Here is a 14,401-nt window from a genome sequence, read left to right as displayed (position 1 = left end):
AGCTATAGATCTGATGATTATAAATTACCTCTTTTCTCTTGTTCCCGTTCGATAGCTTCGAATAAAGCTTTAAAATTACCAGCGCCGAAACTTTGTGCTCCCTTGCGTTGTATAATTTCAAAGAATAATGTTGGACGATCTTCTATTGGTTTTGTGAAGATCTGTAAAAGGTAACCTTCATCGTCACGATCAACTAAAATACCGAGATTTTGAATAATTTTTATCTCTTCGTCAATCTGACCTACGCGTTCGGGCAACATGTCGTAATATGCTTCGGGCGGAGCACCTAAAAACTCTACACCTCGTGCCTTTAAGGCTTTGACTGTCTTTACAATATCATGTGTTGCTAAAGCGGCGTGCTGTACTCCTTCTCCTTCGTAAAATTCGAGATATTCTTCAATTTGTGACTTTTTTTGTCCTTCTGCAGGCTCATTGATTGGAAATTTAACGTACCCATTCCCATTGCTCATCACCTTACTCATCAATGCCGAATACTCGGTATTGATTTGCTTATCATCAAAAGAAAGGACATTGACAAAACCCATAACGCGTTGATACCAGTCTACTGTTTCATTCATTTTATTCCACCCCACATTACCTACACAATGATCAATATATAATAATCCGACTTCTTCTGGCTGATAATCACAATTCCATGCTTGATATCCTGGTAAAAATACCCCATTATAATGCTTACGTTCGACAAAGAGATGCACGGTTTCGCCATAGGTATATATGCCTGAGGTAACTGCTTCACCGTGTTCATCACTGAGCACCTTGGGTTGCTGATATACGCGAGCTCCTCTTTTGGTGGTTTCTTCAAAAGCTTTAGTCGCATCATCAACCCAAAGAGCAAGAATCTTGACTCCATCGCCATGCTGTTTCACATGTTCTGATATGGGATGATCCGATCGTAGAGCAGTAGTCAATACCAATCGGATCTTACCCTGTCTTAACACATAGGAAGCACGATCCCGGACTCCCGTTTCTGGTCCTGCATAGGCTTCGGACTGAAATCCAAAAGCCGTTTTATAAAAGTGAGCAGCCTGCTTGGCATTGCCCACATAAAATTCGATATAATCTGTGCCATTGATGGGCAGAAAATCTTGCGCTAAAGCTATTTTTTCGGCAAAAGTCTGTTTCATTATCTTATATTTTTAAGAGTATATTTAATATTATTCACTCAACCACGATTTGTAATAATCTGGATCTTCAATGGCTAGTGCTTCTTCTGTCAACTTTAATGGTCTAAATGGGTCAATCATAACCGCCAATTCCTCTGTCTGCTTCTGTCCGATGCTTTTCTCCACGGTACCGGGATGTGGTCCGTGCGGTATTCCTCCAGGATGTAAGGTAATTTGTCCGCGTTCCACACTTTTACGACTCATAAAATCACCATCAACGTAATATAAGACTTCATCAGAATCAACATTACTATGACTATAAGGGGCAGGAATGGAGTCTGGGTGATAATCATAAAGACGAGGACAAAAACTGCAAACGACAAAACTATCCGTTTCGAAAGTCTGATGTACTGGAGGTGGTTGATGCAGTTTTCCTGTGATAGGCATAAAATCATGGATCGAAAATGCCCAAGGATAATGATAACCATCCCAGCCGATAAAATCAAATGGGTGACTACCATACACGTAGGGATATATTAATCCTTGTTTCTTAATTTTAACTTTAAATTCACCAATTTCATCATTGGTTTCTAAAGCAGCAGGTCTTCGGATATCACGTTCATAAAAAGGAGCATGCTCCATCAATTGTCCAAATTCGTTTCGATAGCGTTTTGGGGTACGAATTGGAGAAAATGATTCGATGATAAACAAGCGATTGTCAGCATGATCAAAATGAATTTGATAAATCACTCCCCTCGGAATAACAATATAGTCACCATAAGCAAAAGGGATCTGTCCATAACCTGTTTTAACGACTCCTGATCCTTCATGTATAAAGATGATTTCATCGGCTTGACTGTTCTTATAGAAATAATCCGTCATGGATGTCTGAGGTGAAGCGAGTGAAATATGCAGATCATCATTGACCAGAACGGGAACTCGACTTTCTAAGTAATCGTCTTTTTTTTGTACCGCAAAACCTTTTAAGCTCGTGTGCTTAAGATGCTTGCTACGCGCTATTTTTGGTGAGACATCGTAGGCTTCTCCAATCTGCTTCACCAATGTTGGTGGATGACAATGATAAACTAATGAATAAGTACTCGAAAAACCATGTGTAGAAACCAGTTCTTCGGAATACAGCTCACCATTAGGCTTCCGAAATACGGTATGTCTTTTAGGAGGAACTTTTCCCAATTGATGATAAAGTGGCATAAGTAACTAAATTAAAAAGGTGAAATGATATATGTTGCGGCAGGGGTTAAACAAGTAACTCTAGCACAAATAAATAATGAAGGGGAAGATTATTTAATATTGAGCAAACACCACATCAGCGATCAATGCCTTCAAGAAAGCACTCATTCCTAAATTGACTCTTTTATATGTGAGTCTACTGGTGTTCATAATTGGATTTTTTATTTAATCAAATATAATATTTTATTTTTTAATATTTCAAATAAATACAGAAAATGATTAGCGAACTTCCTATATTTAACCCAATTGCATAACTGAGTGCATGCAACAATAATCTTTTTTAATGCATTATAGAGCATAAATTACGAAACCAATTTTAATTTTATATACATCAGATTATGAAACTGATTACCTGCGTTTTGGAAGAAAATGAATGTTTGGCTTTTTTAATTGGCACACATATCTATGCTTGTCACGAAATTGATAAATCCTTTCCGAATACGATGGATCTTTACCTACATACAAATGATGCGGTAAAGACAGCTATGGGTGAGGCATACCTTTCACTATGCCATGCAACTACTATTGCTACAACATTTACTCTGGATAATACAACCTTAAAAGCACCTGTCCCTCGTCCAGGTTCACTGCGTGATGCCTATGCCTTTCGTCAGCATGTAGCCACCTCTCGTCGCAATCGTGGATTGGAAATGATTGCCGAATTTGACCAGTTTCCTGTCTTTTATTTTTCAAATCATAGAGCCATCTGTGGCCCTGGAGCAGTGGCTTGTATGCCGAAACATTTTGATAAACTTGATTTTGAACTGGAAGTTGCTATTGTCATACAGAAGCAGGGGCGGAATATACCGGCTTCGGAAGCTGATGACTATATCGCTGGTTATATGATCATGAACGACATCAGTGCTCGAACACTTCAGATGGAAGAGATGAAGCTCAATTTGGGACCAGCCAAAGGAAAAGATTTTGCGACGGTCATAGGACCGTGCCTAGTAACTGCCGATGAATTGGAAAAATATCGAGTAGATCCTCCTAAAGGCCATATCGGTGCCACTTATAATCTTGAAATGTCGTGCTCGGTAAATGGAAAACGGGTCTCCATGGGTAATCTTAGGGATATGGACTGGACTTTTGCCGAAATCATCGAACGTATTTCTTATGGTGTGGATATATTCCCTGGCGATCTAATTGGCTCAGGAACTGTAGGCACTGGCTGTTTCCTGGAGGTTAATGGAACTGGAAAACTAAATGACCCATCTTACGAAGAACAGTGGCTAAGGGAAGGTGATCAAATCACTTTGGAAGTAACTGGTCTAGGTAAGCTGGAAAATCACATTGTGAAATTAAAAAATTAAGAATAATAAATCAAATAAGGAATATAGCTTATGATATCAGAAAAAACAACAGTAATTGATCCTGTAGCACAGCAAGCTATCTTTGATGACCTCATCAAATATGCCGTTGCACCGCGCCCTATCTGTTTTGCAAGCACGATAGATGCTGCAGGTGAGGTCAACCTGAGTCCATTTAGCTATTTTAATTTCATGTCTCAACAACCACCTATCTGTGTTTTTTCTCCATTATTAAGAATGCGAGATGGTTCAACAAAACATACATTAGATAATATCGAAGAAGTCCCTGAAGTGGTGATCAATATTGTGAATTATGCTATGGTACAGCAACAGTCCCTAGCGAGCACCGAATATGGAAAAGGTATCAATGAATTTGAGAAATCGGGTTTTACAGCAATTGCATCAGATCTCATCAAACCACCTCGGGTTGCAGAATCACCCATACAGTTGGAATGTAAAGTTAAAGAAATCATCAGTCTTGGGGATGGCCCTGGAGGTGGAAACTTGGTCATCGCCGAAATTGTTAGGATGCACATTCACGAAATTTTACTGAATGAGAACTACCAGATCACACAGGAATCACTCGATCTTGTTGCTCGTTTAGGTGGTAATTGGTATTGTCGTGTAACTCAAGAGTCGTTATTTGAGGTTCCAAAACCACTCCGCAATTTAGGAATTGGAGTTGACGCACTGCCGGAGCACATTCGCTTTTCGGAAATCCTTACTGGTAATCATCTGGGTAGACTTGCGAATGTAGAACAATTACCAGTATTGACTGATGAAAACAGATTGAGTTTGGATCCAAATATCAAAGCAATATGGGATCAATCGCAAGATCAACTAACATTAAGAAGTAAACTTCTACAGATATACGCTGCTAAACTATTGGATGAGGGTAAATTGAATATGGCCTGGCAGGTTCTTTTACTGGAAATCGAATAAATATCAGGTTGATTTAAACTCAAGTTGCCCATCCATATCCATCACATTGAAAGGTTATGGGTGGGCAACTGGTTTTTATAATAAGGACTACTTTCCTGCTTGGATACGTTTTTGAACTTCATTCCAGTCATAGATATGGAATACCTGACCATTACTCATGGCTACCAATATGCCATTCGGGAATTCGGGACCTAGATTGACATGTGTAGCATCTGCACCGTCGCATTCTATAGCAGAAACAGGAATATCAGCTAGTAATTTGTAAGCATTGGGATTGGCTGCTTCACCTTCTCTTGGATAAACTAAAAAAGAATTATTCTGCTGATTAGAAACTAGAATATAACCCGTTTTATCCCCTGTTTTGTAAATAGCAATACCTTCATGATCACGTTTAGCTTCTCCTTTAGCAAAAAGAGCTAATTCTTCATTATTATTTAATTTGGGATCAGCAAAATACTTACGCACACCTACTGTTTCATCAGAATAATATACATAGCCTAACTCATTGTCTACAGCAATCGCTTCAATCTCTTTTGCTCCGCTATAAGCACCAAATTTGCGCACGACTTCTGCCTGAATGGTGCCGTCAGGTTTTCCACTTAATCTATACTGCCATAAATAACTACCTGAAGGACCAGTTTTGCGACCAACAATAGCGTAAATCTCATTTGTTAACGAGTCGATTTTTTTGGTATAAACTGCTATACCCATACCATCCCGTTCATCTTCACCTTTTTCACCAATAAATACTTCGATACCTCCCCCATCTACTGGTTTGAGATCTGGAATAGTGTATATCCGAATTTTATTGGATTTACGTTCGGTGGTTATAGCAACATCTATCTTTTTACCATTGATCGTCATACCATAAGCGATATCTACATTATTAGGGCGTTGCAATCCTGTTACTTTGTTAACAATCTTCCCTTTTAGATCATAAAGATATAAACCACCATTTATCTCTTTATCTGTACCAACGATCAAACTTTTGCTAGGGTCTTGTGGATTGATCCAAATTGCGGGATCGTCTGTATCGTACTCGGTTTGTTCAGTTATTATTATTGGTTTTAATGCATTGGATGATACTGGAGCAAGTTGATCACTACATGACATTGCGAGTGTCAAAGCTGCTAATCCGTATAAAATAGATCTTGATTTCATTTTTCTTATGCTATAAAATATAATTATTTTGATTTAATCGTGATACTCTTTAATAATTTGGTAGTACCATTTTTGGCTTGAATGGTTTGCATAAGCATCGTCTCTCCTACTATCGTGAATGCCATGAAACCAGGTTCTGCTGCTGCAAAAAGCGTACCTTCTCGTTGCCCGGTAGGCCTGACTTCACTTCCTGCCCCTGTTAGAAACTGTGTTGTGAAACGATCCTTGGGACGAATGACCTGCAGGTCATGCTCATGTCCACAAATGTATGCCTGCACGCCATATTGATCAAAAAGAGCTGCAAATTTTGCTTCAAAAGATTTGGTATCTTTATTTTCTTTTCGCTTACCGCCACTATATAATGGATGATGTCCTACCACGACTTTCCACTTAATATTTGGATCAGTATCGGATAAGGTTTCAATTAACCATTTTTTTTGAGTAATCGTATCTTGCTGTGCTAAATCTGGATATTTTTCACTATTATGATGATAACTATCAATAAAAGGATTGGTATCCATAAAAATCATCAATAGTGTACTACCATCCTCCAACTTAAATTTTTTCTTAAAATAAGGACTTGGCATATTCCATCTACGGCTAATCTGACTGTAATCAATCTGCGCCTTAGTACTGCCACTATAATCATGATTTCCTAAAATGACATACCAATCCTGGTATAGATTGGGATGTGTATAAATCTCTTCAAAAGAAGATTTCCAATGTTGATCTTGTGTACTTGCTACTCCAGATGGATAAAAATTATCCCCTACAGATACCACAAACTTAGCATTGAGGGTGATCGCCGTACGCCCTAATTCTGCTGCCACATCTTTTTGATAATATTCACCAACTCGTCCAAAATCTCCTAATGCTAGAAAAGTAAAACCATCCTTTAGCAAGGTCACCTCTGGAGTAAATCCACCTTTATATCCAGATTGCCTTTCTTCTTTTTGTAGCGCAATCTGTGCAAATGATTGTTGCAGCACTAATACCGTAAGCAGGGTTAAGAATATTTTTTTTTTCATCTATTTTAATCTATACAGGTGTTTGAATTACCGAACCCATTCACTTGATTGTGCTTTTATCTTCCATCAGGAAAATGATATTGAAAAATTTTAAATTACTGAAATTAAATATGGATCTGAAATAGCACCATTTCAATACATTGATCTTGTTATCGCATTGCTTAAAAATCCTGCATAGCGATTAATGCGCCATGCAGGATGTTATGGTTAGATCCTGATCATATTTATAAGTCAAATTTCAGCCCTAAATTATACCGTGCTTGGTAATACTCCATTTGACTTGTACGAGATGAAATACCTTGGTAATAACGTAAGGGTTGATTTGTCAAGTTATTGGCTTCAGCAAATATGCGTAACTTCTTTGTGAATTTATATGCTGCATTGGCATCTACAAAAAGTTGCTTTCCATAAAATAAATCTTCAAAATCACTTCCACCTAGTCCATCGATGTAGCCAGCAGTATAATTGAGTGATACTCTAGAAGAAAACCTGTTGTTTTCCCAAGATAATGATCCATTGAACATATGTGGAGCAGTACCTGGTAACTTAACACCCGTACGTTCCTCACCATCTTCGTTGGTGATGCCTTTAGCTTTGGAATTGGTATGGGTATAATTGACATATACACCTAACCCTTTTAAAAATGCACCAGGTAAGAAATCTAATTGACGTTGAAATGCAACTTCAAATCCATACACATCGACATTATCGCCATTCCGTTGTTGCACAAACTTCCAGTTTTGATCATTAGGAATCGGATTTTTCTGTCCTGGAAAGTTGGATGAAAATTTGTCATTTGTAAATTGTTTGTCTACATAGGTGTAGATGAAATCATTTAAATTTTTATAAAATAGTCCAGCAGATATTAAACCAATAGATTTGTAATATTTTTCTGCCATTAGATCAAAATTATAAGAGAAGGTTGCTTTCAAACTTGGATTACCCGCGAATACTTCTGCATCTTCAGATAGTGCACTTACATAAGGGGCTAAAGCATAATAATTGGGCCTAGCTAAGGCTGTCGTAAATGCAGTACGTAAAATGAATGTTTCATCTACATTGTACTTGAAAGATAAACTCGGAAGTACATTGGTGTAATTATTTTTATGCTGAACACTACCTTCCAAATCTTCTTCATCCATCACATAATTACCAGTATAGTCAATCTTTGTATGTTCAACTCGAGCACCAACTATCATAGATAATTTTGTATTGATATCCTGATCCCATCGCATATAACCTGCAAATATTTTCTCTTTTGCTTCATAATTTTGGGTCAGATATTCACTTGGTTTGGCCTTTTCCTTAAAAAGAGCAGCATTTTTAAGGTCAAACTTTCCTAAGTATTCACGATCTATAAAATATCCAGGTACATATTTATTTCCTGCTTGATAATCTTCTCCCGAATAGAAGTTATTAGGTACAGCATCCAGCTTGCCAAGCGCATTGATGGGTGTATACTCATAAAAGATATTATCGCGAGACTTATCTTTTAGACGCATACGGAGTCCTGTTCTAATACGACCTTTCTGATCTTTAATCATCGTAAAAGGAAAACGAATATTAAGCTTTGCTCCAAATTCAGTTTCTTCAGTATAATTATCATTTTCAGAGATTGTACCGAGTTTAAAATTTTCGGGTACATCTCCTACCGATGTTACCAAAGGAAATCGGCTGTCAGATAACTCTTCTGTGATCACAACATCTTTTGCACGAAAGTCTATATAGCGCTCATGCGGTCTATCTTCACTTGCTGATGCATAGTTGGCCGACCAATCTAATGCCACTTTTGGATTTAATAGGTGTTCTCCACCAATCGAATAATTCTGTACCTTTTGGGTTTCCAGACGACTATTTTTATTTTTACTGTCGTCTATGCCTCCTTTTGTCTCCCTGCGGATATTTCCCTTATACCCTGTAATATTATCTTGTGCATCATAAATAGCTTCGATATCACGGTATCGAACACGATAGCGGTTTTCGCGATCATCACGCCAATTGTACATTCCGTTGGCATATAACATATGCTTATCATTGATCTTATAATCAAATGCCAATGCTGTGCTTCTACGAATGCGTTGAACATCGTATTTACGAATATCCATTTCTTTCATAAATACCTGATCTTTCTTTCCTTCAGTCCATACTCCTTCCACGTTATCAGATCCAAAACGGTTATTGTTAAAGGAACCACTCCATACAATGCCTATTTTATTGTTTGCAAAACGATTACCATATACCAAACCTGCAGTATAGTTACCTTTTTCACGAATAGGACCATAACCACCAGCTATTGTTGCTGATAATCGCTTTCCATTTGGTGAAGCTCGTGTAATCAGGTTTACCGACCCCCCGATTGCATCTGCATCCATATCTGGCGTCAGTGTTTTATTAACTTCAATGGTAGAAATCATATCCGATGGAATCAGATCCATCTGCACATTACGATTATCTCCTTCTGCAGAAGGTATACGATCTCCATTTAGGGTGACTGAATTAAGATGTGGAGCTAAACCTCTAATGATAATATTACGCGCCTCTCCTTGATCATTCTGCATAGTGATACCTGGAACACGTTTTAAAGCATCCCCAATATTTGCATCTGGGAAGCGACCGACTTGGTCAGAAGAAATAATATTAGTAATATTTTGATTATTTTTCTGTTGATTCAATGCTTTAGCTTGTCCCCTAGCCATATCTCCAAGGACAACTGCTTCTGATAGCGATAAAGAAGACGATGAAAGTTGAATCGTTATATAATTCTTTTGGCCATTTTTTACTACTATATTTTTCAGTATCGGTTGATAACCAATATAAACAACAGAAACGGTGTAACTACCTGTCGGTAAATTTAAAAACTCAAAGTGACCATTTTGATCCGATACGGTATACCGATTTCCTTCAAGCAGTTTTATCGTTGCTCCTGGTAAGGATAGATTGTCGGTATCATCCATTACTTTACCTGTCAATAACGTAGACTGTGCATAGGTACTCACAGTAACGATCAACAAAATCATTGTGTAAAAAATTCTCATAGTTTGCGCTAATTATATTGTCGCAAAACTATAAGTCTGACATGATGCTAATGCTAACCTAATGTTACATAATCGTTAATATATTTAAAAAACCAATTAAGTTCAATATTATTTAACAACATAGCATTGTAATTTGAAAGTATATTTTGAAGAATATATCTTAAACCGTACTTAAATAACAAGTGAATGTCTTATTCAGTAGGAATTAGGGCTATTTGATCATTTTTAGCTAATTGGATGCCATCCAAAACTAATTTACTCAAATGCTTATGATCACTGATAATTTCTTGTAAATGATTTTCAATTTGCTTTGCTAAACGGTTTTCTTGATCATGTATGGCTAACTCTAGTGTTTCAATATAAGCCAGCCAATCCATTGGAAAATGCTTTACAATCATTTCATAAATTTCTGTTAATGAAATAGGTGATTCACCTATTCTACGTTGACGAATCAAACTATATAAATTATTTTTAGCTTGTCCAATTTCATCTTGTTGCTGAATAATTGTTTTATTTGCTGATACTGCAACTCCCTGCTCATAGGCTTCTTTATCTGCTGCACCACAGAAAACAGAGACGATTTGCTGACCTACTGCCATATCATAAGTTCCCCATTCTGGATCAAATAAAATCTGACAGGATAAGCTATCGACAACTTGACAAGGCGCCAAGGTAATTAATTGAATTTTAAGATCTTGCTTCACTATGGAACGAATTATTCCTCTTACCTCAATACCTGACTCAAATATAAATGTAGCGTGTTGGTCTACCTCAATGTTATACCGCTTCATATCTGATTCATCAAAATCTTCAAGTGCCTTCTCGACTGCCGATAGACGCCCAACTGGTGAACTAAATCCATCAGCATGGTAAGTCTTTCCATGTCCTAGGAGTTGTTTATCTTGATATGCCAATGCAGTAGGTCCTACAGTTTTAATATAGGATATGGCTTCATCACCAATACCTGACTGAAATAATCCAGATACCTGTAAGCCTGAACTATATACAATTGTGCATAAATTTTTGCAGGCAATAGCTTTTTCTAACCCCTCTTTTCCCCCTCTCCGAAATGACATCGTATTTGCAAATTGATCCAATACCTCACGCAATTGATTAAAATCTGAAGTAACGAATAATTGGGGCTGTGGCTTAGTGATATCATATGAGTAGTCTAATGCTTTAAGAGAATAAGGCAATTTGGGAATTTCTTTATGCATACATGATGCACTTTCACCTATGGATGATAACAATCCTGCACCATAAATTTTGGGATCTTCAACAGTCCCAATTAATCCATATTCAACAGTCCACCAATGCAATCTACTCAAGAGTGCCATTTCAGAAGGTTCCCCCATATTGGCTTGAATATCAGCAAGCGTCGCCTCAGCCATTTCAATTTGTTTTATTGTGGTACCGCTACTTTCTTTGAGAATAGATAGATTTCTAATAGCCTCATATAATTCAAAATCTTTTTCTGAAAACATCGCTTTTGTACCAATCTCTCCAAAATACTGTAAATATGCGGCATATTCTGGTTCGCCAATAATTGGAGCATGACCAGATGACTCATGAATAATATCTGGTGCTGGTGTATATTCAATGTGCTCAATCTGACGTATATCTGCTGCCACGACAAGTACGCGATTAGCTTGAAATTCCATAAAGGCTGCTGGAGGTATAAATCCATCAACAGTGGCTGCTCCCCATCCCATTTTTTTGAGGCTATCATTCATCGCTTGCAAATTAGGAATCTCCTCAATGGTCAATCCTGCTTTACGAAGCCCGGGAATGTAGGGATAATAGGCAATATCTCGGAGATAAGCATAATTTTGTCGCATGACATATCGCCATACCGCTTGATCAATCGCAGTGTAACGTTCATAATGCTGTGGCACAATGTAACGTTTTAAATGTTGAGGTAGGTGAATTAATGCTGGGTTGCCGTAAGTTTCCATTTATATATTAAGCTATATACAAATTTAACTTATTTTCCCACACCTAAGCACTAGCATATGAAACAGTTACAGAATTATCTACCATTCTAACAGTGATAATAATAATCAATAGAGGTATTTTTTGTGTTTTTGACACTCTTATTGAATCTCTCTTACCAATCACCTAAAAATAATACCAAGTGCTGTCAATTTTTATAAAAAATAAATAATTTTTTAATCATTATTAAGTTTATAATTTTAAAAGCATACCAGATTTTAGACAAAAACTGAACATCATTTCAGCATGATTAATACTATTGTGCTATTAGAAGCATTTGAAGATGTTATTAATTGCTCACTGGAAAGACAAAAAATTATATTGGATTCATGATCAAAGGGTAAACAAAAAAATACTTCCTGAATAAAACAAATTTATTCACTTCAAAAATCTGCCTATTTATAACAATAGTCTTCTTTTCTAATTGAATAAAGGATATTGATCCGATTTGGTTCACCATGATATGCTATTTCCTCCAACCTAATTTTTTTTGCTCCTAATTTTTCCATTGCTTTTTTAGATCGCTCATTATCATTTCCAACATGGAAGTAAACAATATCCACATGATCGAAGATATAATCAAGCATCATATTTTTTACTTGTGGATTGATCCCTGTACCCCATGTTTTTGTTGCATAAAATGTATATCCAATGAAAATACTTTTTTCATCTGAATTATAATTGTAAAAGCGTGTACTTCCCAGTATTTCATTTGAGTTTTTATCCTGTATCAAATATGCTCCCCTACTGAGCAATGCACCTTCGAAGAAATTTTCAAATACTGCTCGCTCAAATCTATTTTTATTAGGGTGCTGTTCCCACACTTTAGGATCTTGAGCAACAGCATAAAGTGTCTCTAAGTCCTCTTGCTGAACTGGAATTAATCTGACTTGATTATTTTCAAGCTGTATTTGAATAGAAAATGGTGTTATCATGTTTATATAATAATGAGAATGCAACTATCATAATCTTATGACCAGTAAGATGAGGATAGTCACAACAATTTAAGGAAACTGTTTCTAATATTAAAGGGGTAAAATAAATATTTTTCAAGTAGAATAAATGCTAAAGGTTTTAATTTATCTTTTTACTAAAAAGTTAGGAAACTAACTACCTGTTCTAAAGTATGTATTCATCCGATTACAATAATTTCATATATTTTGCAAACATCATCATTATCAAAATTAAATTCTAAACAATAAAATTCAGACGGTATCAATACTAGACCGTTTTGCGATTCGGTTCAAAAAAAGAGCCTCATCGTAATGATTTTGTCACAATCTTAATATTTTTCATACTGTTGTATAAATTATTCTATTTTTACACCTCCTTTAGAAGTCTTTTTTGGAAAATAAGTAAAGGTTATTACAATAAGATAGGCTCATTGGCTATAAAATAAATTTAAACTAAAATTACAACAGGCAGATCATACTTGAATATGATAACCATAATATATGAATACAACTCTCCCGAATAAACTTTACGCTGCAATTACCGCAATTGGAGGTTATATCCCTCAAAATAAACGAACAAATTCTGACTTAGAAAAATTATGTGATACGAATGATGAATGGATCATCAAAAGAACCGGTATCAAAGAACGTCGCATATTAGAAGATGAATTGGCGACTTCGGATATGGCTGTTCGTGCTATTGAGGATCTTGTTGCTAAGTACGGTAAAAACTTGGATGAAGTAGATGCTATTTTGGTAGCTACATCCACTCCAGATATGCCCATGCCTGCAACTGCCAACATTATTGCTGAAAAACTAGGTCTTACTCATGTTTGGGCGTTTGATATCAATGCAGCGTGTTCAGGATTTTTGTATGCTTTGGATATGGGTGCTTCACTTGTAGAGACTGGTCGATACAAAAATGTACTGATTGTTGGCGCTGATAATATCAGTACCTATGTTGATATCCATGATCGATCAACAAATATTCTATTTGGTGATGGTGCTGGAGTGGTGCTTTTGCAACCTTCTACAGAAGGTGGGATCATGGATGCATATCTTCAAAGTAATGGAGATGGACGTGCATTTTTAAATATTGAAGCTGGCGGAACGCAATATCCGATCTGTTTAGCGGACAACGATACACAAAAAAGATACCTTCGTCAAGATGGTAAAACGGTCTTTAAAAAAGCAGTTCAATCCATGAGCGATGCTTGTACAAAAGTTATGGAACGTAATAATATAACGGTTGAGGATGTAAACTGGGTAGTACCCCATCAAGCAAACCAACGTATTATTGATGCTGTAGGTCGATCATTGAATATTCCTGAGGGGCGTACCTTAAGCAATATCGAATATCTAGGTAATACAATAGCAGCCACAATTCCGTTATGTATTTGGGAAAATGTCAAGTTGATGAAAACTGGAGATTTAGTTATGCTCACGGCTTTTGGTGCTGGATTTTCTTGGGGAGCAAGTATATTCCGTTGGATGATATAATAAACTATTTTAATAAGTGATGATATATAAAATTGATCCGCTATCATTAGCTGATCAATTTTTTTCTCTTATTTTTAACTCTTACAGACTAGATCTAAGCCGATA

General features: G+C 36.6%; 10 protein-coding genes. 3 read left to right on the top strand and 7 right to left on the bottom strand.

The features are described from left to right. Positions 1-17 precede the first annotated feature (17 nt). Together hppD and C8N37_RS09420 are read right to left on the bottom strand one after the other, a co-directional pair. Complete coding sequence (gene hppD / locus C8N37_RS09425) at positions 18-1,145, bottom strand: 4-hydroxyphenylpyruvate dioxygenase (RefSeq protein ID WP_108158679.1); 1,128 nt, start codon at positions 1,143-1,145, stop codon at positions 18-20. 30 nt (positions 1,146-1,175) lie between these two features. After that, the gene (locus C8N37_RS09420) at positions 1,176-2,336 is read right to left on the bottom strand and encodes a homogentisate 1,2-dioxygenase (RefSeq protein WP_108158678.1); all 1,161 of its coding nucleotides are present in this window, start codon (positions 2,334-2,336) and stop codon (positions 1,176-1,178) included. 377 nt (positions 2,337-2,713) lie between these two features. On the opposite strand from C8N37_RS09420, the gene C8N37_RS09415 reads away from it, so the two are divergent. Beyond that, the gene (locus C8N37_RS09415; protein ID WP_108158677.1) at positions 2,714-3,688 is read left to right on the top strand and encodes a fumarylacetoacetate hydrolase family protein; all 975 of its coding nucleotides are present in this window, start codon (positions 2,714-2,716) and stop codon (positions 3,686-3,688) included. 30 nt (positions 3,689-3,718) lie between these two features. After that, positions 3,719-4,627 (top strand): flavin reductase family protein, encoded by a 909-nt coding sequence (locus C8N37_RS09410; protein ID WP_108158676.1) that lies wholly within the window; start codon positions 3,719-3,721, stop codon positions 4,625-4,627. A gap of 87 nt (positions 4,628-4,714) precedes the next feature. Here the strand turns inward: C8N37_RS09410 and C8N37_RS09405 are convergent, their stop codons facing one another. The 5 genes from C8N37_RS09405 to C8N37_RS09385 form a co-directional block, all read right to left on the bottom strand. Next, positions 4,715-5,788 (bottom strand): phytase, encoded by a 1,074-nt coding sequence (locus C8N37_RS09405; protein WP_108158675.1) that lies wholly within the window; start codon positions 5,786-5,788, stop codon positions 4,715-4,717. Between the two features lie 23 nt (positions 5,789-5,811). Continuing rightward, positions 5,812-6,816 carry a metallophosphoesterase gene (locus C8N37_RS09400; RefSeq protein ID WP_108158674.1) on the bottom strand — a complete coding sequence of 335 codons (1,005 nt, stop codon included), beginning with the start codon at positions 6,814-6,816 and terminating at the stop codon, positions 5,812-5,814. A 224-nt stretch (positions 6,817-7,040) separates the two neighbouring features. Beyond that, positions 7,041-9,851, bottom strand: coding sequence for a TonB-dependent receptor (locus tag C8N37_RS09395; RefSeq protein WP_108158673.1), 2,811 nt, complete (start codon positions 9,849-9,851; stop codon positions 7,041-7,043). Positions 9,852-10,042: 191 nt separating this feature from the next. Next, complete coding sequence (locus C8N37_RS09390; RefSeq protein WP_108158672.1) at positions 10,043-11,806, bottom strand: aromatic amino acid hydroxylase; 1,764 nt, start codon at positions 11,804-11,806, stop codon at positions 10,043-10,045. 432 nt (positions 11,807-12,238) lie between these two features. Beyond that, positions 12,239-12,778: a GNAT family N-acetyltransferase gene (locus C8N37_RS09385; protein WP_108158671.1), complete on the bottom strand. Its 540-nt coding sequence runs from the start codon at positions 12,776-12,778 to the stop codon at positions 12,239-12,241. Between the two features lie 519 nt (positions 12,779-13,297). Between C8N37_RS09385 and C8N37_RS09380 the strand changes: the two genes are divergently transcribed. Next, the gene (locus C8N37_RS09380; RefSeq protein ID WP_108158670.1) at positions 13,298-14,296 is read left to right on the top strand and encodes a beta-ketoacyl-ACP synthase III; all 999 of its coding nucleotides are present in this window, start codon (positions 13,298-13,300) and stop codon (positions 14,294-14,296) included. The last annotated feature ends 105 nt before the right edge of the window (positions 14,297-14,401 follow it).

Origin of the sequence: Sphingobacterium faecium (assembly GCF_003054045.1) — a bacterium.
In the GTDB taxonomy this organism is placed as follows: domain Bacteria; phylum Bacteroidota; class Bacteroidia; order Sphingobacteriales; family Sphingobacteriaceae; genus Sphingobacterium; species Sphingobacterium faecium.
Note: the sequence above shows the minus strand (reverse complement) of the source record. Positions and strands in the feature narration are given on the sequence as shown.